Genomic DNA, 20,609 nt, shown 5'->3' with positions numbered 1-20,609 from the left:
GCCTTCTTAAGTCTTTCCACCGGGGCCTCCCTCAGCCGTTGGCTCGATCACACGCCGCCGGTTCTTCTGCATCCAGTCAGCGGTCTCCTTGGCGATTTTTCGGTCTGCAAAGACGTAATCGGTAATCACGACTGGCACGCGTTCCAGCGTGCTCGACATCGTCAGCGACGATTCAATGGAGTCGTCACGTCTTCTTACGGGAAAATTCGGAGCGCCGCCCGTCTGGCTATAACGATCGTGACGGAACAGATCTGGCTCGAATTGGTTCTGTAGCGCCCGAAACACTGCCTCGCCAGCTTCCAGGTTGACAGCGACGTCAGCCGGGGTGCGCTCGTAAACGACTTTGAAGTGCCTTCGACCGACGATGCGCTGCGCCGCTTGATACCCCTTCTCGCTCGANAAGTCTCGCGCGGCTGCGAGGATCGCAGCCGCGACTTCATTATCCGTCATACCGAGGTGCTTTTCAATTTCCGTCGAAAAATTGCTATCTGGCAACCATTCCCGAAGAAAATCTTTAATATGTATGTCGTAAATCCGGCGGATAAAGTGAAAGTAGACTTGTGAATACATGAAATAGCGGGCGAGCATTAAGGCTTCAGCCGACTGGATGCCCCCNTCCTCGATGCCAAGCGCTGGTTCTCCGCGCGTTTCGCCCTCGCCGGAAGGTGGCGTCGGCAGAATTCGTAAAGTATCGATCAGACGATAATGATCGAAGCGTCCGTAGGTGACACCAGCGTGGTGCGAATCGCGCAGCAGATAGTCCATGCGGTCGACGCCGAAGGCGTCGCCGAGGATGATCTCGGAAAGGATCGTTTCCCAGGTCGAGAAAATGAGATGCGCTGTGTCCTCGAACTTTGCTGCCTCCCCGGGACCAAGGGCCAACTTGATGATGTCGTTCGGCGTTAGCCTCATCCCCGACCAAATCGGCTCCATTTCCTGGCTTTGAACGATTGCTGCGGTCAGCCGTTCATGCTTCCAACCAGCGGGCAGAAGCTCTTTCTCGGCGGCGTGCGAGAACGGCAGATGTCCCAGGTCGTGGCAAAGGGCGGCCATGCGCACGGTGCGCCGCCAATACTCCCTTTGGTAACCGTCGCTGATTTCCGGCAGGTAGTCTCGAACCTCGTCGGAGATGTTCTCAGGGCGGGTGATGACGTCATAGACGCGACCCGCCAGCTCCATCACCCCGAGCGAATGCTCAAAGCGTTTGTGGGTGGCGCCGGGGTAGACGAGGTACGTCAAGGCCAGCTGATGAATGTGTCGCAACCTCTGAAAGGGTCGCGAATCCAGGACTTTCCGCTCATCCGAACTGAGCCGGACGAACACGTGGATGGGGTCGCGGATTTCATGAACGTTTTTTGCCATCAGCTCACAGGCATTGAGTTAATTGAGGCAAGGCGGCGTTAGTGCGAAGTATGAGCCGCCACACGACGCGACGGGGCCCAGCGCATTCGGTGCGCTATGCCTCATCTTTAAGCCACCCTACAAAGTCCGCTGAACATCTCGTATCGCACATTACTAGAGGCTGCAATCGGGATACAGCAGAGTCCCCTATTGGCGACCAGCGCCTGCGACCGCCGAGGCCGGCTCGTCCGCCTGTCCGCGATTGACTGTGCGCTGGCATGGCCGACCTTCGCCGCGGGAATACCATCCGCTCCCTCACGGCGGATTCCGGCGTGCGCTGATGTCATCCCGGCGACAGTGCTGATAGGCTGGATCACGGCTCAGTGTTCCCACTGGGGAGCCGGCCATGAAGGAGCGGCGAAGCGTGCAGATCTGTTTCCCCAACGGCGCGATGAAGGCGCTGTCGATGAGCTATGACGACGGCAGCGAGCATGATCGGCGGCTGGTCGGGCTGTTCGATGCCTATGGGCTGCGGGGGACGTTTCATCTCACCTCATCCACCCTCGGCCAGGACTACCGCGTCGGCCGCGACGAGGTGGCTCGCCTCTATCAGCGCCACGAGGTCGCCTGTCACGGGGCGACGCACGCCGACCTCGGCCAGTTGGCCGCTGCCGACGTCGACCGGGAGTTGCGCGACGACAAGGCCGCCCTGGAGAGCCTCACGGGGCAGCCGGTGCGCGGGCTGGCCTATCCGTTCGGCACCCATGACGCGCGCATCGAAACGATGGCGGCGGCTGCCGGCTTCGCCTATGGCCGCGGGGTGACCGACACCGACGATCTGCGGCCACCCGAGGCAACCATGCGGCTGACGACCACCTGCCACCACGGCCAGGCGATGGACTGGGGACGGCGGCTGATCGAGCGCCCGGCCGACGCGCTGCAGTGGATGCGCGTCCGTGGCCACAGCTTCGAGCTGGACGGCTTCATGACCGCCGATCGGAGCAAGGACTGGGCCTACATGGCGGCGTTCTGCCGGATGATGGCCGAGGCGAGCGGCATCTGGCATGCGCCGCTGATCGAGGTGCTCGATTACCTAGCGGCAGCGGCGCAGCTGCAGCGCGCTGAGCACGGGAGAGCGCTGCACAATCCCACGTCGATTACGGTGTGGGTCCGCGCCGATGATGGCTCGACGCTAGAACTGCCGTCGCATGCTACCTCAGCTGCGATAACCTAATTCAGCCAGTCGACGACGGTGACGTTGAGCGGCAACTGGTTGGCGTGCTCGCTCGGCGGCCAGACGGGGGTGATCGTTGCCGGCGTCCCCCGATCTTCGGCATCCTGGAAATCGACCGAACCGTTCGGATCGAAGCCGGTGATGTGGAAGCGCTCGAACACGTAGGGCAGGCCGTTCGCCGCCAGCGACGACGGCCGGTCCATCGCCTGGAAGTGCAGATGCGGCGCGCTGGTGTTGCCCGAGTTGCCCACCTTGCCCAGCACTTGGCCTTTGCTGACGCGCTGGTTCAGATCGACCGCGACCGAGCCTGGCGCCATATGGGCGTAGAGGACGAAGGTGCCATGGCCGAGATCGAGGATGACGTGGTTGCCGTCCGCTTGGTCGAGCGGCAGATCNGACGGCATCGTCAGCGGCGGCTGGTCGGGCAGATCCTTGGTCACGGCGACAACGGTGCCGTCGGCAACGGCGAGGATGTCCTTGCCGTAGATGTGGAAGTCGGTGACCAGCGGTGTCTTCTCCCGCCCGGGCTGCGGCACCCACAGCCGGTTTTGCGTGTCGAGCTGTTCCCAGTCGATGGCGAAGCGCTGCGCGTTCCACCAGCCGCCGTCGATCGGCAGCAGCGCCTGGACATGCCGCGGCGCATCACAGCAGCCATCGCCGGCGATGTAGCCGCTGCCGCGCAACGGTGGCCCGAGGACGATCGGCGGTGCGGTGTTGACCTGCGTCTCCCCGCCAAGAGTGTTGGCGGGGTAGGGCGAGGTGGCGGGATTGGTGGTCACATCGTGCGACAAGCGACCGGGGAAGGGCACATCGGTCGGCACCGAGACGTGGATGAAGAAGGCGCCCCATGCGCCGATGGGGATGGGGTGCTGGCCCAGCGGTACGTTCGGGATGCGCAGCCGCTCACCCAAGGATGCGCCTTCAAACCCGACGTAGCCACGCCGGGTCTCGGGATCGAAAACGGTCACGCCGTCCAGCACCGTGCCGACCGGGCTGGCGTTGGTGATCTTCAGTTCATAGACCAGATGCCGCTCGCCGTCGGAACCGGTGACCGCCTGCGGTGGCGTGAAGACAGCAAGCGCGATCGGTGCCGCTGGCAGCGCGGCGGCGGTCGCGGCCGGCGACTGCGCCACGGCGGAGGGCGCCAGAACGGCAAACGTCAATGCAGCGAGGCCGATAGCCCAAGCGCTTGCCGCCGCAATCCGCAAGGACGGTCGGCCGTTTTGTTGCGATCCGGTCATCGTTTGCTCCCCACGCCTGTTCCCTTGTTTGCATGCCCTGATTTTGCATGCGATCAAGGATCATACATGAATGGCGCTTATGGGGTACTGATGTTGCACGACGCAGTTTCGGCCGCGGCAAACCCGCGTCGAGCCGGTGCCGAGCCCGTAATGGGGAATTACGGATCGCCGGCTTATGCCAGCGCCGGCACCGCTTCTTCGCCCGGCGTCTCGGTGGCGGCACGCAGAACCGTATCCATCTCACTGTCGGACAGGCCGGCCAGTTGCCCGAGGGCGCGCGCCCAATCGTGACTGTCTTGCCAGCTGTGCGAATGGAGAAGGACGCCCAATTGCGCCAATTCGGCCTGATCCATGGCTTTCTCCCGGACTTTGATGTGGCGGGAACATACCACGAACAAGGGCAGCAAAAAGAATATATTCTTTATATAGGCACAAAATGCGGCATTGTCACCTCAAGCCGACATTTCACCTAAGGTGCGACCCGAGGTGGGCGCCGGGCGCCGCCCCGACGATACCCTGACCGTGACGCGGCTAAACCGTGTCACCTCTGGCCGCGCCATCGCTGACCTCAGTTGGTCGCCGCCGGCAACTTTGGCGGCACTCCGCCCCACGGCATCAGCGGCACGCTGGAGATGGCATTCTGCGGCGAGCCGGTCACTACTTTGTCGGTGTAGGCGACGTAGACCAGTACGTTGCGTTTGGCATCGAAGAACCGCACTACCTGCAATGTCTTGAAAATCATAGATCTGCGCTCGTCAAAGACCTTGTTGCCATCTTCGATCGGCTCCCTGATCACAATCGGACCGACCTGGCGGCAGGCGATGCTAACGTCGGAGACGTCCTCGGCAACGCCAAGTGCTCCCTTGACCCCGCCGCGTTCCGGCCGGCTGATGTGACAGGCGACGCCTTCGACCTTGGGATCGTCGAAGCCATCGACGATGATCTTGTCGTTCGGGCCAAGCCAGCGAAAGTTGGTCGAAACCGAGCCGAGTTCACCGCGGGGGCCACCTCCAAAGAGCCACCAGCCGAGTCCGGCCAGGATCAAAATCCCGACAATCGCCAGAACATAACGCAACCGCATCCCTCTTCGCCTCTCGTCACGCCGACTCCGCGGCGGTGTTCTCCGACCGGGTCTCGCCTGCCGTCGTCGGTCCTGGCACCCCGGCAGCATCCAATGGCCGGCGCGAACGGCTCGCGCGCAGGCTTGCCGAGCGCAACTGGCCGCAGGCAGCCATGATATCGCGCCCGCGCGGTGTGCGTACCGGCGCCGTGTACCCAGCATTGTTGAGAATAGCCGCGAAGGCCGCCATCGTTGCCTCGTCTGAACAGGCGAACGCTGCCCCGGGCCACGGATTGAACGGGATCAGATTGAATTTACACGGAATTCCGGCGACGAGGCGGGGCAGGGCGCGGGCGTCGGCCGGGCTGTCGTTGACACCTTTCAGCATCACATATTCAAACGTGATTCGCCGGGCATTGTCGGCAGCCGGGTAGTCGCGGCAGGCCTGCAGCAACTCGGCGATGGGATACTTGCGGTTGATCGGCACCAGTTCGTCGCGCAGCTCATCGGTCACCGCGTGCAGGCTGATGGCAAGCTTGACTGCAAGCTCCTCGCCCACACGGCGGATCAACGGCACCACGCCGGAGGTGGAAAGGGTGATCCGCCGCCTGGAGATGGCGATGCCCTCGGGGTCCATGGCGATCCGCAGTGCCTTGGCCACATTGTCATAATTATAGAGTGGTTCGCCCATCCCCATCATCACGATGTTGGAGAGCAGGCGTTCGCCGCTGGGCGTCGGCCATTCGCCATAACTGTCGCGCGCCAGCATCAGTTGGCCGATGATCTCGCCGGCGCTCAGGTTGCGCACCAGGCGCTGGGTACCGGTGTGACAGAAGGCGCAGGTCAGGGTGCATCCCACCTGCGACGACATGCACAGTGCGCCGCGATCCTCTTCCGGAATGAAGACGGTTTCGGCCTGATTGCCGTCCTCGAAGGCCAGCAAGNNCCACTTGCGGCTGCGATCGCTGGAGCGCAACTCGCTGGCAACGCGCGGCCGTTGCAACGTGAACGTCGTCGCCAGACGGCTGCGCAGATCCTTCGCCAGCGTCGTCATCGCGGCAAAATCCGTAGCACCACGGTGGTAGATCCAGTGCCACAACTGACGGGCACGGAACCCGGGTTCGCCCATCGCCGCCAGGGTCGCCGCCAGATCGTCGCGGTCAAAGCCGATCAGCGACGGCAACGTCGGCGAGGGCGCATCATCCGGGGCTGCAGGCAGCACCGTCATCGCCCTAGCAGTTGGCACAAGGCTGCAGCGGCTGACCGTTGCGCGCCCATTGGATAATCCCGCCGGCAACATTATAGACGTGGGTAAAGCCCGCCTGCTCGGTGAGCAGCCGCGCCACCTGACTGGAGCGATTGCCGCTGCGGCAGATGATCACCACCGGCTCCCCGGCTTGACCTCGGCCTTGATGCGGTCGAGAAAGCCCGGCATCAACTGGCTCGCTGTTAAAGGCGGTTATCAGATGGCTATGGGCGACAACGCCTGTCGCCTGCCACTCGTCTGCCCGCCGCACGTCGATCAGCGGCATCCCGGCGGCTACCAGTTGTCCGGCCTCGGCGGCATCGATGTTGGTGATTGCCTCGCTCGCAACGGCAGGCATGGACCCGGCGCACACCAACCAGCCGGCCACCGCCGCTGCCACGCCTTGGCGCCAGAACGCCACCATCATCACCTCCCGCGGACGAATAAAACTTCCAACCGCCAATCTGCGGCGGTTTGCCGGCGGGTGCAACCAGGGAGGACGGGGAAATTCGCCAGGCGTGATGCCGTAAGCAAGCGGCTCAGATGCCGCAGGACTTGCTGATCGAGCCGTACGCCGCGGTGAAGCCACTGAGCGAGTAGGTGTCGGTGGTCGGCGTGCCGCGGCTCGATGTGCCTTTGACCACCATTTCACTGCCGCCCTTCATCGCCGCAATCAGCGACCTGTCGGCGCTGGCGTCCTGCGCCCAGGCGTTGCTGCCCTTGGTGAACAAGGTGAACGTCCGCGAACCGATGGTCACCGTCGGCTCGCTGCCGGTCTTGAACGTATAGCCGGCCTCGAAACTGACTTCGCCTACTACCTTCTCCGCCGGGCGGTGGGTCACCAGCACGAACGCATCGCCGCGCTTGGTGTAGTTGCCTTCGGCTTTTTTAGGCTTGCTGCCGATGTAGCAGATTTGCTTCCCTGAGGACTTGTCGTTGAACGCCGTCCAGGCATCGTAGGTCCCGAGGACCTCCTGGGCATGGGCAGCGACAGCGACGGCAACGGCGGCCACAGCAATAACACTGCCGAAAGCCAAGCGGGTTTGGGATCGCATCTGACTCATGACGCGGCTTCTCCCCTGTTGTGGCTGTGGTAAGGCCGGAATTGTCGCGATGCGTGGCCGGATTGCAAACCATTCGGCCATCTGCAAAAAACGAGCGTGTTTTTAGGCTGTTGAGAGTTCCGTTGCCCTTATCCGCCAATCCCGTACTCGTGCAAGTGACCAGAGGCGATTCGGTCGAAAGCATTCATCGCGGTGCTGCCGTGGTGATGGGGGCAGACGGCCGGCTGCTTGCCGGCTGGGGCGACTATGAAGCCCTCATCTACCCTCGCTCCGCGGTCAAACCCTTGCAAGCGCTGCCGATTCTCGAAAGTGGTGCCGGCCTGCGCTTCGGCCTCACCGCCGCCGAGCTGGCGATTGCCTGCGGCTCGCATTCCGGCGAGCCGGTGCACGTGCAGACCGTCGCCGGCTGGCTGCGGCGACTCGGTCTCGGCGAGGACGCGCTGATCTGCGGCCCGCACCCGCCTATCGATACGGCGGCGGCGAGCGCCTTGGCAGCGGCCGGTGAAGCGCCCTGCCGGCTACACAACAACTGCTCCGGTAAGCACGCCGGCTTCCTCACCGTCGCCCGCCACTTGGGCGCACCGGCGGAGAATTACGGCGAGATCGGCCATCCGGTGCAGCAGCGGGTGATGGCGACCCTCTCCGCCCTGACCGGCATCGACATCAGCCGACTGCCCGTCGGCATCGATGGCTGCGGCGTGCCGACCTTTGCCATGCCCCTCGCCGGTCTCGCCCTTGCCTTTGCCCGCTTCGGCAGCGGCGAAGGCCTGTCCGCCGAGCACGCGGCAGCGGCTCGGCGGCTCATCGGCGCGATGACCGCGTGTCCTTCGCTGGTGGGCGGCACCGGGCGCTTCGATACCCAGATCATCGCCGCCACCGGCGGTGCGGTGATCGTCAAGAGTGGCGCCGAGGGCGTGGCGGCGGCGGCGCTGCNNCCCTCCCTCGGTCAGGGGATCGCGGTGAAGATCGACGATGGTGCCAAGCGCGGCGGCGAGACGGCGATGGCAGCGCTGCTCGCCCGGCTGGCGCCGCTCAACGCTCGCGGCGTTGCCACTGTGCGCGCCTATCTGCCGGCACCGATCATCAACACCCAGGGATACACCGTCGGCCGCTGTCGTCCGGCACCCGAGTGGCTGCAGGCGCTTGTCAGCTGATGGCTGCGGCGGCACTGCCGACCCGCTTCAGTCGCGGCCCGGTACATCGGTGCGACGAAACCGCGGCTTGCCGAACACCGGTGGCGGTAGCGCCTCGGTCGGGCCACCCGTCGCCACCGGCCGCGGCGCGAAACGGCCGAGGCTGATGATGCGATCGTAGATGACGATGGCGCCGGCGATACCGACGTTGAGCGAGAAGCGGCTCGGAATGCTGACCACGTGGTCACAGCGGGCGAGCAGCGCCGGTGACAGGGAGAGACGCTCGCGGCCGAAGACGTAGGCGGCAGCCCGCGGGTGGTGGAAGCTCGGCAATTCGATCGCGTCGTCGCTGATCTCCACCCCCACCAGCCGGCAGCCGCGCGGCAGNCAGAACGTCCGCAGGNNAGTATCGAAGTGATAGAGCGGGACTTCCGCCTCGGTGCGGGCGGTGTCAGCCTGGCCACCTTCGCGCGCGGCGTAACTGCGGCCGACGGTGAAAACAAAGCTGGCGCCGAACGCATGCGCCGTCCGCCACAGCGCGCCGACATTCATCGCTTTCGCCACATCTTCGACGCCGATGCCGAAATATCCCCGCACTGTTGCTCCACCATGCTGGCACCGCGACCCGCGGTGCCTTACTAGCTGCCTTAAAATCAAATCATCCGCTTGGCGAGCCTCGCTGCAGCCGAACGGCCCATACCTGGGGAAGGGGATTTACAATGCGTGCCGTCGTCTGCAAGGCTTTTTGCGAACCGGGCGATCTGAGCGTCGAAGAGGTGCCGTCGCCACAACTGGGTGCCGGTCAGGTGAGGATCGCGGTGGATGCGGCCGGGGTTAATTTCGCCGACACGCTGATCATCGCCGGCAAGTATCAGAACAAGGTGCCGCCGCCCTTCGTCCCCGGCTTCGAAGTCGCCGGCCGGGTGCTGGACTGCGCTGCCGACGTCCCCAGCTTCCGCCGAGGACAGCGGGTGATGGCGGTGGTCGATCACGGCGGTTTCGCCGATGNNGAGGTGGTGGCGCCGGCGGCGCAGGTTTTTGCCTCGCCGNCCAGCGTGCCGGCGGTGGCGGCGGCAGGCTTTCCCATCGCCTACGGGACCTCTCACCTCGGCCTTGCTTATCGCGCCAGGCTGAAAGCGGGCGAGACACTGCTGGTTCACGGCGCTGCCGGCGGTGTCGGCCTGACTGCGGTCGAGATCGGCAAACGTCTGGGGGCGACGGTGATCGCCACCGCCAACGGGGCGGCGAAGCTGAAGGTGGCGGCGGCTGCCGGCGCCGATCACCTGATCGAGTCCGGCGACGCCGATCTGCGCGAGCAGGTGAAGGCACTCACCGGCGGCCGTGGTGCCGACGTGGTCTACGACCCGGTGGGCGGGGCGTTGTTCGAGGCGTCGTTGCGCTGCACGGCGCTCGGCGGCCGCATTCTCATCGTCGGCTTTGCCTCGGGCAACGTGCCGCAGATTCCGGCCAATATCCTTCTGGTCAAGAACATCTCCGTCCTCGGCTTCCACTGGGGCCAATACCAGACCCTGAACCCGTCATGGATGCGTGCCTCCTTCGAGGAACTGCTGCACTGGCTTGCCGCTGGCGACATCAAGCCGCACGTCTCGCAGACCTATCCGCTGGCCGATGCTGTCGCCGCCCTACAGGCCCTGCAGGCGCGCAAGACCACAGGCAAAGTGGTGCTGACGGTAAGGTAGGCGGCTGCACTGCGGCCGGGGAAGGTCATGAAACGATAATTTCGGCCGCGCCTAACGGTGGTGCGCAACCCTCAGCAGGGAACTTGCAATGAAATATCTCGTCGTCCAGGCGCCCTCGGGCGAGGTGCCGGTGCTCTTCGGTCGCGGCTTCATGCATCGCTATGTGGCGACGATCCTGGCGCCGCTGCCGGTGGTCGCTGCCGGGTTCGTCCGTCGCCAGGGCGAGGTGATCGAGTGCTATGGCCGCAGCGCCGGGCTGAATATCGCCGCCCGGCCCGGCCCGGATACCCGGCTGATCGAGCAGGCGCTCGCCGAAGGGACCAATTAGCCGAGGAGGGCGACGAGCGAGGCTGACCCCCTTTCCCTCACCCTCCCGCTTTCACGGGCCCTCCCTCTCCCTCTGGGAGAGGGGCGGGGTGAGGGCGGCGGGAAATTGATCCCGTCCTTCATTGACGAGCACTGCTTGCCCTTGGCCACGCGGCCGGGCTATATAGCGTCGCGGCCGCGGTCGGAGTGTAGCTCAGCCTGGTAGAGCACTGTCTTCGGGAGGCAGGGGCCGGTGGTTCGAATCCACTCACTCCGACCATTCACCGCGTTTGTCGCCCGCACGCTGTCGGCGCGACAAACAGGCGGCGACACGATGCCGCCGCCTTTGAAGGTTGCCCGCTGGGTGCGATGCGGCCTTAGTTTGTCACAGCCGGATTGGCGACCATAGCGACGGGCTCGCGGCTGGAACTGCCGGCGCGGTAAACGAAATCCTGCCACGTGGTGGTGTTGCGGATCTGGAAGGCGCTCTGCATGGCAACTTGCGTGTTGCCATTACGCAGCAAGCGGAAGGTGGGTCGTCCCCGCAAGCGGGGCACGGAACGAGGTGATGCCCTTGCCGGCGTCCTGCGAATAGGTCTTGCCGCCGATCGAAATCTGCAGTGTCCCCGGATTTTTCAGAAAGCCGACCAGCTCGATATTGTTGGCGAGGGGCTGTTTGCTTTCCGATTCATGTTCGTAGAACGCCCGCGTCTGCTTGTTGTGGTTATAGGGCGTCGACGTCCACATGACGCGGTGAAAGTAATAGAGCACATCGCGGACGATCTGCGGCTGCTGGCGGGTCTTGAACCAAGTCAGGTAGTAGGCGGCCAGGTCGTAGAAGGCCCATTGGGTGCCGGTTGAGGGTGAAAACTCGGTCGTTTCCTCGCGATCGTTCCAGCTGTTGAAGATGAGCCAGTCGCTACCGCTGGTGATCGCGCTGGTCAGCGCCTTGCGGAACAGCTCGCTGTTGTTCGACTCGAGGAACCAGAAGGCCTTCGGACGGAAATCCTGCGGCCGGATGCCGTTAAGGTAGATATTGCCCTTGTTGTGCAGTTCCTGCACCCGTCCAGACACGTCGGTGATGCTCATCGGCGTGCCGGCCCCCATCGACCCGAGGCCGTCCGCCAGCGACATATATTTATCCTTGCTTTTGGCGTAGCTCTGCAAGGTAAGCATGAAGGACACGTTGATGCCGCGCGACGCCAGGCCGGATTTGATCCCCTGCCACCAGGACGGTGGGGCCAGATCGCCGTTGGTGGCACCGATGTAGATTCGTCCGGCTTTGTCGCGCATCAGTGCCGGGCTGGTGGCGACGGACGCAATGGCTGCCGCCACCTGCGCCGAGGTTCGGTTGGCGTTCCTGAGTGAGGCGACATCCATCATCGGCACGACCTTGAAGCCGTTGTTGCGATTCCTGGCGGCCACCAGCATGTCGCGCAGTTCGTCCCAGCAGACGGTGCCGTTAGAGATGGTGCAGAGGCTGAGGAAGAAGCAGTCGAGGCCGATGGCCGAGGCGCGATCGACTTCGTCCTCCATATCGCGAATTTTCCACTGTGGGTCCGAACTCACCGGCCGTGGCAGTGGCCGCTGCCGCATTCGCCCGCCTGCCCCGTAGTATTTACCGTTGTGGCCGTAAGGGCTCATCTCGTTGACGGTAAACAGATCATTGGCCGCTGGCTTGTTGTCCATCGATACCCGCCAGACATGCCAGACGGCACACGCCTTCTTTGGCGAGGCGTGCAGGGTACTGAGTTCAGGACGATTGAACGGGAGTAGAGGTCCGATTGCGGGATCGGCTAGCGCTGGTGCGCTAATGAGACTAAATATCGCCATTACAAAAAGTAGCGATAGCGGGAAATCCCGATTTAAAAATCGAGCCCTGCGGCACAAATAACCGCATAAGTTGAATGGCGCGTTCATAAGTTTCTCCATTCCATTTTTCTACGCTAGAGCGTTTATGGAGTGCACTCTCTTTTTTGAATTTTGTGCACATTTATGCAATCACCATCGATGATGACGCGAACGAGGGCGTTATATCAATTTTTATTGTGGTATTTTTCGGACGCTTGATGTCACACTTGACCAAGTTTTGCTTTATTTTGTCTCGGAATGTTTTTATTTTGTCCTGCTGTTTCTGTAGCCGTTTTCGCCAGTTTTATGTTCGCATGCCCCTGCGCCGATGGCGTCCGTCAGTGGCGGGTTTCAACTGGCGAGCGGGGCCACCATTTCCTGTCAGGGCATGGACGCGCGCATTGCTGAGACGGCAACGGCGACGGTTGTCCACCGTCGCCGTGCCAACGCGCCGATCAAAGGGATTGGTTGCAGGCGGTGACTGTGCGTCGCCGCCCGCGTCGTTGCCGGACCCCGGCTATTGGGTAACCGGCGGATTGGCCACCATGTCGACTACCGGGCGGGTGGAGCCGCCGCCGCGGTAAAGCAGATCCTGCCACGTGGTGGTGTTGCGAATCTGAAAAGCACTGGTCAGCTTGATCTTGGTTAGACCGTTGCGAATCAGCTTGAACGTCGGCTTGCCCGCCGCGAGTGGGATGCGGAACGAGGTGATGCCAGCCAGCGCATCCTGCGGGGTTGCCTTGCCGCCGAGGGAAATCTGCAGTTTTCCCGGCGCGGTCAGGAAGGCTAGCAGTTCGATCTCGTTCACTGGCTGCTGCTTGTCTTCCGAGGGATGGCGGAAGAACGCCATTGTTTGCTTGGTGGGATCGAAGGGGGTGGTCGTCCACATGATGCGGTGGAAGTAATAAAGCACGTCGCGCACAATCGGTGGCGGGCTTCCGGTCTTGAACCAGGTGATATAATAGGCTGCCACGTCATATAACGCATACTGCGTGCCGGTGGAGGGCGCCAGTTCGTGCGATTCGGTGCGATCGTTCCAGCTATTGAACAGCAGCCAGTCGCTCCCGCTGCTGATGGCATTGGTCAGTACACTGCGGAGAAGGACACTGTTGTTGGGTTCAAGGTACCAGAATTTGGACGGGCGGAAGTCCTGTGGCTTGATACTGGTCACGTGAATCTTGCCCAATTGGTGCAGTTCGGCCACCCGATCGGAGGCGTCGGTGACGCTTAGCGGCGTGCCCGCGCCCATGTTCCCGTAGCCGTCGGCGAAGGGCATGTAGGTAGGTTTGCTCTTCACGTACGCCTGGACGGTGAGCACATACGAAGCTTCTATGCCACGCTGTAGCAGGTTGGATTTGATCGCCTGCCACCAGGACAGGGGAGCCAGGTCGCCGTTGGTGGCACCGATGTAGATATGTCCGTTTTTATCCCGCATCAGCGCCGGGTTATTGGCAATCGATGCCAAGGCACTTGCTATCTCGGCACCGGTTTTGCCGGCGTTCATGAGTGAGGCAACATCCATCATCGGCACAATCTTGAAGCCATTGTTGCGATTATTGGCTGCCACGAGTAAGTCGCGGAACTCGTCCCAGCAGACGGAGCCGTTAGAGATGGTGCAGAGGCTGAGGAAGAAACAGTCGAGGCCGATAGCCGAGGCGCGATCGACGTCGTCCTCCATGTCACGGATTTTCCACTGTGGGTCCGAACTCACCGGCCTAGGCAGCGGCCGCTGCCGCATTCGGCCGCCAGAGCCGTAATAAAGCCCGTTGTTTCCGGTTGGACTCATTTGCTGGAGGGTGAACTGATCGCTCGCGGGGTCCTTGTTGTCCATGGAGGTCCGCCAGACATGCCAGACAGCACACGCCTTGTGGTCGGAGGCTTGCAACGTTGTTAGCGAGGGACGGTCGAACGGTAGCAAGGGCAGGATCGGCGCATCGGCGAAAGATGGCCGAGTAAACGCACAAAAAATCGCCAATATCGCCACGATATATGGCAAAAACCCCTCCTGGTGAGACATATATAACGGCTATAACGGCCGACATGCCTGGATAGTGAGTTCATCAGGTTCTCCATGATTTTATGCAAGAGCGCTTGTGCTTTTTTGTGTCTCGTAACGGCAATACGCTCTTTTGAGCACAATCTATGTTTTCATTGCAAAAGATGGCTAACCCATCATTTGTTGATTTACCGCGTGCGTCCGGTCTCGCTGCGACACTCTGTTGCGTGTTCATCGCAATAGATCCCCTTTCACAGAAGACATTTTGTTTTGCTCAGGCACGAATACTTTCGATGCTTATCGGCCTGAACCCCCACTCGAACCGGCCAACTACGTGCCGTAGAAAGCACGATCAATCCCGACGAACGCATCACCCGCAGGTGGGATGTTTATCGGGGCATTTGTGCATTGCAGACACCACCTCTTTGGCGCTGCCCCCTTGGTGATTATTTACATTGGGAGTAATTCTCCAATGTAACATTAATGAAGCTTGCCCTAGTTATTGAATAGGGCTGCGATATTTAGCCATACCTCTGACGGGTGAGAACGTAGGAGCATAGTGTGGCATGATTATGACTTATTAATGTAGGTACTGATAAAATATGTATAATCTGTACGCACCTCGCGTTGTTGGCCATGGATTTATGGCCATAGCTAGCCTGTATGACACAGACTCTATACCCTATAGTTGTATTTTATTACAACGCATGACCACCCTTATCTATGATTTAGACACGCTTGATCACATTTCGTGATCGCCTTTGTGTACATATTATTTATGAAGATCCCGTGAAATTAGGTACTTTACGGCGCCATTCAGGTATCTTTATTTAGCGACCGCCAAGTAAGGGGACGGTGCGCGCCAACTAAAGTGGCGCTGCAGGCAATACCTGCCAGCCGCGATCAAGATGATGGCGCAGGGCATAGTTAGGACAAGACGAGGGGATAACTTCGAACGGTCGCCACAAAGTTTTGCCGCTACTATAGAAGCCTGCGATTTTCAGCGCACTTGATCGGATGTATTTCGTGCTGTTATTCGAGCGAAAGCCGGTGCAAGTGCCACCTTATAGTTAATTTATTCGGCTTTTTCGCGCTGCAATAACGCTATGGTTGATATTTTGATCCTGATTTAATTAGGTCGATCAGCCATCAGCCTTAGAAATAAGCATAATTATGCAGCTTCTACCGGCAGCGGCCATGCCGTTGTGGATACAACTGTAAACACAAGCGCCGCAGGCAAACAAAAGCGGCGGGTCTCTTCGCAACTGCAAAAGTATGACCTCTGTTCACTCCGGACGCCGCGCTCGCAGGGCGGCTGAAGCTCGATGTGGCGGAACTGTTGACCCAGGCGAACACCACGGACCGTAAGCGGAGCTCTGACCCCACGTTGCGGCCGGTGATTGCTCGCGGATGATGGCGGCTCCCAGGACGGAGGCGCCGCGTGGATCGTTTGCCAAGTAAGGTGCCAATTAATTGGCAAAGCGCCCGTCAGGGCGAGGTACTGCCGTGGGGTGAGCGGCGGCGGCGGTGGAGCTGGGAGGAGAAGGCGCGGATCGTCGCCGAAAGTTTCGCCCCCGACGCCGTGGCGAGCGCGGTCGCCCGCCGGCACGGGCTGCACCGCAACCAGCTGTATGCCTGGCGGAAGGAGTTGCGCCAAGCGGCGGACGCGGCGACGGCGGACGCGGTACCGCTCGACTTCGTGCCGGTAGTGGTGAGCGAGGGGCGTTGTCCAGCCGGCAGTCCGGCGATCGAGATCGAGCTTGCCGGTGCTCGGGTGCGGGTGTCGCCGGGCGCCGATCCGGTGCTCCTGGCGGACGTGCTCCGGACGCTGAAGGCGCTCGGATGATCGTCCCGCCTTCAGGCGTCCGGGTGCTGGTGGCGACGCGGCCGGTCGACTTCCGCTGCGGCGCCGACCGACTCGCTTCGATCGTGCAGACGGCGCTGGGGCACGACCCCTTCTCCGGGACAATTTACGTCTTCCGTTGCAAACGATCGGACAGGCTGAAACTGCTCGTCTGGGACGGCAGCGGCTTGGTGATGGTGTGGAAACGGCTGGAGGCAGGCGTCTTTCGCTGGCCGCCGGTGACCGGGGGCGTGATGCGGCTGTCGGCGGCGCAGCTGGCGGCGCTGTTGGATGGCCTCGACTGGTCGCGGATGCACGCGCCGCGTCTCGGTCGACCGAAGAAGGCACAATAGGCTGTGCCGGCCTGCCGGGGAAGCCACAAGAACTCTGGTAAGCGTCTGGCATCGTGCTTAGAATCGCCGCTCATGACCGACCTCGACGCGATCCCCGACGATCCTTCCGCGCTGCGCGCCGCGCTGCTGGCGATGCGGGCCGAGCTCGCCGCCGAGCGGGCCCTGCGCCGCGGGCTGGAGGACCGGAACGAGCGGCTGCAGCACTTCATCCGCCAGCTGCAGCGGATGCAGTTCGGAAGGCGGTCGGAGGCGCTCGACCCCGACCAGCTGAACCTGGCGCTTGAAGACCTCGAGCAGGCGGTGGCGGAAGCCGACGCCGAGGCGGAGAAGGCCGATCCGCCGCGACGCGAGGCCCGCGCCCGCGAGCGGCGGCAGAACCGCGGCACCCTGCCCGGACATCTGCCGCGGATCGAGGTGGTGATCGAGCCGCCGACGACCATCTGCCCGTGCTGCTCCGGTGCGATGCACATCATCGGCGAGGACCGCTCCGAACGCCTCGACGTGATCCCGATGCGCTGGCAGGTGATCGTCACCCGCCGGCCGAAGTACGGCTGCCGCGCCTGCGGGAGTGCTGTGGTGCAGGCGCCGGCGCCGCCGCGGCTGATCGAGGGCGGCCTGCCCACCGAACGGCTGGTGGCGCACGTGCTGGTGGCGAAATATGCCGACCATGCGCCGCTCTACCGCCAGGCACAGATGCTCGCCCGGCAGGGTATCGCCCTCGACCGCTCGACGCTGGCCTCCTGGGTCGGCACCGCGGCGGCCGAGTTGAAGCCGCTGTGGCGGCTGCTGCGCGACGATCTGCTCGGCTCGGCGAAGCTGTTCGTCGACGAGACGCCGGCACCGGTGCTCGATCCCGGCCGCGGCCGGACGAAGACCGGCTGGTTCTGGGCGATCGCCCGCGACGACCGGCCGTGGGGCGGCGCCGATCCGCCGGCGGTGGTGTTCACCTACGCACCCGGCCGCGGCCACGCGCACGCGGCCACGCTGCTGAAGGACTTCCGCGGCATCCTGCAGACCGACGCCTATGCCGCCTACAAGGCGGTGGCCGGGGCTGCGGGCGACGAAGCGGCTGCCGGGTCCGCCGACGGCGGCGTCCTCCTCGCCCACTGCTGGGCACACTGCCGCCGGCGATTCTACGAGGTCGCACAGAAGCGGCCGGCGCCGATCGCCCATGAGGCGCTGCGGCGGATCGCCGCGCTGTACGAGATCGAGGCGGAGATTCGTGGCAGGCCCGCCTGCGAACGGCGAGCCGTCCGGCAGGCGCGGACGAAGCCGCTGCTGGACGCGATGCGGCCATGGCTCGAGCAATGCCGGGCGCAGCTGTCGAAGAAGTCGCCGCTGGGCGAGGCGATCGGCTACCCGCTGAACCAGTGGGAGGGGCTGACCCTCTTCCTCGACGACGGCCGGATCGAGATCGACCCGAACGTCATCGAGCGCTCAATGAGGCCGATTGCTCTCAATCGCAAGAACGCACTCTTCGCCGGCCATGACCTGGGAGCGGAAAACTGGGCGGTGCTGGCGTCATTGATCGAGACCTGCAAGTGGCACGCGGTCAACCCGGAAGCCTGGCTCGCCGACGTGCTCGCCCGCCTCGTCTCCGGCTGGCCGAACCGCCGCCTCGCCGAGCTCACCCCCTGGGCATGGAAGGCCGAGCAGGACGCCCTCCACCGCGCCGCCGCGTGACCCATTCCGCTGCGGCCGAGGTCAAGACCGAGCACTCTGGCAAGCGAAAAGCAGGTGCGGCCGGAGCTTCGCTTACCACGGACCAGCGCGGGCGTGCCGATTTACCGCAGCCAGACGGATCGCCTTGCCGCCTACCGTTAGCGTGACAAGACCCGTCCGTCCTGTTCTGCGCGCGCCGTCACGCCAAGGGTTCAAGAGCCGCCGCGGGGAAGCGGCGCCTGCAGGGCGAGTTCGTCCGCTTCCGCGTCATTGAACACCCGGGAGCGGGTAATGAATCGAACCCCCTCCGGACTTTCGAGGGAAAAGCCGGCACCACGTCCCGGGACCACATCGATGATCAACTGGCTGTTGGCAAAGTAGGCATATTGATCCGACCACATCCAGAACGGCGAGCCGCAGATGGCGCCGAGACGAACATCGACGCCGCCGACCCTGAACTCGCCGTCGGGATAGCACATCGGCGAGCTGCCGTCGCAGCAACCGCCTGACTGGTGGAACATCAACGGGCCATGCAGCCGCTTCAGTCGTTCGATAACGGCAGCGGCGGCGTCGGTCGCAACAACGCGGTCCACCACAGGGATGCACTCCTCTCGTCGACCAAGACAATCGGGGCCGGCGGGCAGCGGGAGGATACCGCCAACGCCGGCCCCACACCATCGGCTCAGAAGAAGCCGAGTGCCTTCGGATCATAGCTGACCAGCATGTTTTTGATCTGCTGATAGTGATCGAGCATCATCTTGTGGTTTTCGCGGCCGATGCCGGACTGCTTGTAGCCGCCGAACGCCGCGTGGGCCGGATAAAGGTGATAGCAGTTAACCCAGACCCGGCCGGCCTGCAGCCCGCGCGCGACGCGGAAGTAGCGGCCACCGTCACGCGTCCACAGTCCGGAGCCGAGGCCGTAGAGGGTATCATTGGCGATTTCGAGCGCTTCCTCTTCAGTCTTGAAGGTGGTGACCGAAACGCACGGGCCGAAGATTTCCTCCTGGAACACTCGCATTTTGTTGTGGCCCTCGAACACGGTGGGCTCGACGTAGTAGCCGCCCGCCAGTTCGCCTTCGAGCTTGGCCTGAGCGCCGCCGGTCAGGACCTTTGCNCCTTCCTTGCGGCCGATGTCGATGTAGGAGAGGATCTTTTCGAGCTGATCGTTCGAGGCCTGGGCACCCACCATCGTCGTGGGGTCGAGCGGATTGCCCTGCTTCATTTTCTTCACCCGGGCGATCGCCTTCTCCATGAAGCGATCGTAGATGCTCTGCTGGATGAGGACGCGCGACGGACAGGTGCAAACCTCGCCTTGATTGAGGGCGAACATCGCGAAGCCTTCCAGGGCCTTATCCAGGAAGTCGTCGTCTTCGGCCATGACGTCGGCAAAGAAGATGTTTGGCGACTTGCCACCCAGTTCGAGCGTCACCGGAATGATATTTTCCGACGCGTACTGCATGATCAGTCGGCCGGTGGTCGTCTCACCGGTGAAGGCGATCTTGGCGATCCGCTTGTTGGAGGCGAGCGGCTTGCCGGCTTCGACGCCGAAGCCGTTGACGATGTTGAGGACGCCCGGCGGCAGCAGATCGCCGACGATGTCCGCCCAGACGAGGATGCCCATCGGTGTCTGCTCGGCCGGTTTGAGGACGATGCAGTTGCCGGCGGCGAGCGCCGGCGCCACCTTCCAGGCCGCCATCAGCAGCGGGAAATTCCACGGGATGATCTGGCCGACGACGCCCAGCGGCTCATGGAAGTGATAGGCAAACGTGGTGTGGTCGATCTCGCAGATCGAACCTTCCTGGGCGCGGATGCAACCGGCGAAATAGCGGAAGTGGTCGATAGCAAGCGGCAGGTCGGCTGCCGTCGTCTCACGGATCGGCTTGCCGTTGTCGAGCGTTTCGACCATCGCTAGGACGTGCAGCCGCTCCTCCATCCGGTCGGCAATCTTGTTGAGGACCCGCGCGCGCTCGGCGGGCGAAGTCCTGCCCCAGGCATCCTTCGCTGCATGCGCCGCATCGAGCGCTTTCTCAATGTCCTCGGCAGTGGAGCGAGCAATCTCGCACAACGGCTTGCCGGACACCGGCGTCAGGTTGCTGAAGTATTGGCCGCGCACCGGCGGTACCCATTGGCCGCCAATGAAATTGTCGTAACGCGGTCGGATGACCACGGACTTATTGAGTTCTTCAAGCGCCTGATGGATCATCGGACCTCTCCTCCCATGGCTGTCGGTGGCGCTGCCGCCGCGCCCCAGAGCGAAGCCATACATGATTATAATGCTGCTACACTGGCGCCAGGCAAAAGGAGAGTAAATGAGACCTTGGTCGAGTCTTGTCGCACGTCATTGTCGCCGCTTGCGGGGCCGCCTTGCGAGGGCCGCCGCCGGTTGTCACCGCCTCTCCGACCTTTCGCCAATGTACGCGGATACCCGTTGTCTTATGATGTCAGTGGCTACCATCGGGCTGCGGTGCGATGGCTGTCGGCGGCGACCGGATGGGGTGGGTGACCGGATCAGGCAGCGGCGGCGGGACGTCGCCGGAAGGATGCTGCTGGCATTCAGGACCACCAACCAACCAAGCAAA

The 20,609-nt window shown here is 62.9% G+C and carries 19 protein-coding genes and 1 tRNA gene; 8 read left to right on the top strand and 12 right to left on the bottom strand.

Going from position 1 to position 20,609, the window contains the following annotated elements; translation table 11 throughout:
* Nucleotides 1-6: 6 nt before the first annotated feature.
* Complete coding sequence (locus HQ394_RS08835; RefSeq protein WP_190262929.1) at nt 7-1,362, bottom strand: HD domain-containing protein; 1,356 nt, start codon at nt 1,360-1,362, stop codon at nt 7-9.
* A 385-nt stretch (nt 1,363-1,747) separates the two neighbouring features.
* Between HQ394_RS08835 and HQ394_RS08830 the strand changes: the two genes are divergently transcribed.
* Nucleotides 1,748-2,575: a polysaccharide deacetylase family protein gene (locus HQ394_RS08830; protein WP_190262928.1), complete on the top strand. Its 828-nt coding sequence runs from the start codon at nt 1,748-1,750 to the stop codon at nt 2,573-2,575.
* On the opposite strand, the gene HQ394_RS08825 is transcribed toward HQ394_RS08830, so the two are convergent.
* The 6 genes from HQ394_RS08825 to HQ394_RS08800 form a co-directional block, all read right to left on the bottom strand.
* Nucleotides 2,572-3,816 (bottom strand): M23 family metallopeptidase, encoded by a 1,245-nt coding sequence (locus tag HQ394_RS08825; RefSeq protein WP_190262927.1) that lies wholly within the window; start codon nt 3,814-3,816, stop codon nt 2,572-2,574. The genes HQ394_RS08830 and HQ394_RS08825 overlap by 4 nt on opposite strands.
* A gap of 173 nt (nt 3,817-3,989) precedes the next feature.
* Nucleotides 3,990-4,169 carry a hypothetical protein gene (locus HQ394_RS08820; protein WP_190262926.1) on the bottom strand — a complete coding sequence of 60 codons (180 nt, stop codon included), beginning with the start codon at nt 4,167-4,169 and terminating at the stop codon, nt 3,990-3,992.
* A gap of 215 nt (nt 4,170-4,384) precedes the next feature.
* On the bottom strand, nt 4,385-4,897 hold the full coding sequence (locus tag HQ394_RS08815) for a CreA family protein (protein WP_190262925.1): 513 nt from the start codon (nt 4,895-4,897) through the stop codon (nt 4,385-4,387).
* A gap of 16 nt (nt 4,898-4,913) precedes the next feature.
* Nucleotides 4,914-6,104, bottom strand: a complete 1,191-nt coding sequence (gene rlmN / locus HQ394_RS08810) for a 23S rRNA (adenine(2503)-C(2))-methyltransferase RlmN (protein ID WP_190262924.1) — start codon at nt 6,102-6,104, stop codon at nt 4,914-4,916.
* A gap of 4 nt (nt 6,105-6,108) precedes the next feature.
* Nucleotides 6,109-6,546 (bottom strand): rhodanese-like domain-containing protein, encoded by a 438-nt coding sequence (locus HQ394_RS08805; protein WP_223291971.1) that lies wholly within the window; start codon nt 6,544-6,546, stop codon nt 6,109-6,111.
* A gap of 115 nt (nt 6,547-6,661) precedes the next feature.
* Nucleotides 6,662-7,177 (bottom strand): invasion associated locus B family protein, encoded by a 516-nt coding sequence (locus tag HQ394_RS08800; protein WP_223291970.1) that lies wholly within the window; start codon nt 7,175-7,177, stop codon nt 6,662-6,664.
* Between the two features lie 29 nt (nt 7,178-7,206).
* Here HQ394_RS08800 and HQ394_RS08795 point away from each other — a divergent pair, with 29 nt between their 5' ends.
* On the top strand, nt 7,207-8,340 hold the full coding sequence (locus HQ394_RS08795; RefSeq protein ID WP_456151506.1) for an asparaginase: 1,134 nt from the start codon (nt 7,207-7,209) through the stop codon (nt 8,338-8,340).
* Nucleotides 8,341-8,367: 27 nt separating this feature from the next.
* Here HQ394_RS08795 and HQ394_RS08790 read toward each other — a convergent pair whose 3' ends face one another.
* A complete protein-coding gene (locus HQ394_RS08790; RefSeq protein ID WP_456151569.1) occupies nt 8,368-8,883 on the bottom strand; it encodes an RNA methyltransferase in 516 nt (171 codons plus the stop codon).
* Between the two features lie 155 nt (nt 8,884-9,038).
* Between HQ394_RS08790 and HQ394_RS08785 the strand changes: the two genes are divergently transcribed.
* The 3 genes from HQ394_RS08785 (at nt 9,039) to HQ394_RS08775 (ending at nt 10,605) form a co-directional block, all read left to right on the top strand.
* Nucleotides 9,039-10,019, top strand: coding sequence for an NADPH:quinone oxidoreductase family protein (locus tag HQ394_RS08785; RefSeq protein WP_190262919.1), 981 nt, complete (start codon nt 9,039-9,041; stop codon nt 10,017-10,019).
* Between the two features lie 88 nt (nt 10,020-10,107).
* A complete protein-coding gene (locus HQ394_RS08780; protein ID WP_190262918.1) occupies nt 10,108-10,347 on the top strand; it encodes a hypothetical protein in 240 nt (79 codons plus the stop codon).
* Between the two features lie 181 nt (nt 10,348-10,528).
* Nucleotides 10,529-10,605: transfer RNA gene (locus HQ394_RS08775), tRNA-Pro, on the top strand.
* Between the two features lie 233 nt (nt 10,606-10,838).
* Here HQ394_RS08775 and HQ394_RS08765 read toward each other — a convergent pair.
* Together HQ394_RS08765 and HQ394_RS08755 are read right to left on the bottom strand one after the other, a co-directional pair.
* Entirely contained in the window at nt 10,839-12,014 is a 1,176-nt protein-coding gene (locus tag HQ394_RS08765; protein WP_190262916.1) for an endo-1,3-alpha-glucanase family glycosylhydrolase, read from the bottom strand.
* A gap of 679 nt (nt 12,015-12,693) precedes the next feature.
* Nucleotides 12,694-14,007 (bottom strand): endo-1,3-alpha-glucanase family glycosylhydrolase, encoded by a 1,314-nt coding sequence (locus HQ394_RS08755; RefSeq protein WP_223291968.1) that lies wholly within the window; start codon nt 14,005-14,007, stop codon nt 12,694-12,696.
* 1,627 nt (nt 14,008-15,634) lie between these two features.
* Here HQ394_RS08755 and tnpA point away from each other — a divergent pair.
* The 3 genes from tnpA to tnpC all read left to right on the top strand — a co-directional run bounded on the left by tnpA (nt 15,635) and on the right by tnpC (nt 18,051).
* Nucleotides 15,635-16,018: an IS66-like element accessory protein TnpA gene (tnpA, locus tag HQ394_RS08750; protein WP_190260387.1), complete on the top strand. Its 384-nt coding sequence runs from the start codon at nt 15,635-15,637 to the stop codon at nt 16,016-16,018.
* The gene (gene tnpB, locus HQ394_RS08745) at nt 16,015-16,368 is read left to right on the top strand and encodes an IS66 family insertion sequence element accessory protein TnpB (RefSeq protein WP_190260124.1); all 354 of its coding nucleotides are present in this window, start codon (nt 16,015-16,017) and stop codon (nt 16,366-16,368) included. The genes tnpA and tnpB overlap by 4 nt, the downstream gene beginning before the upstream one ends.
* A 72-nt stretch (nt 16,369-16,440) precedes the next feature.
* Entirely contained in the window at nt 16,441-18,051 is a 1,611-nt protein-coding gene (tnpC, locus tag HQ394_RS08740; RefSeq protein ID WP_190262913.1) for an IS66 family transposase, read from the top strand.
* A gap of 191 nt (nt 18,052-18,242) precedes the next feature.
* Here the strand turns inward: tnpC and HQ394_RS08735 are convergent, their stop codons facing one another.
* A complete protein-coding gene (locus HQ394_RS08735; RefSeq protein ID WP_407644724.1) occupies nt 18,243-18,623 on the bottom strand; it encodes a DUF779 domain-containing protein in 381 nt (126 codons plus the stop codon).
* 89 nt (nt 18,624-18,712) lie between these two features.
* Complete coding sequence (adh, locus tag HQ394_RS08730; protein WP_190262911.1) at nt 18,713-20,233, bottom strand: aldehyde dehydrogenase; 1,521 nt, start codon at nt 20,231-20,233, stop codon at nt 18,713-18,715.
* Nucleotides 20,234-20,609: the final 376 nt, after the last annotated feature.

This window comes from Defluviicoccus vanus, assembly GCF_014672695.1.
Lineage (GTDB): Bacteria > Pseudomonadota > Alphaproteobacteria > Rhodospirillales > Defluviicoccaceae > Defluviicoccus > Defluviicoccus vanus.
This window is presented reverse-complemented; position numbering and strand designations above follow the sequence as displayed.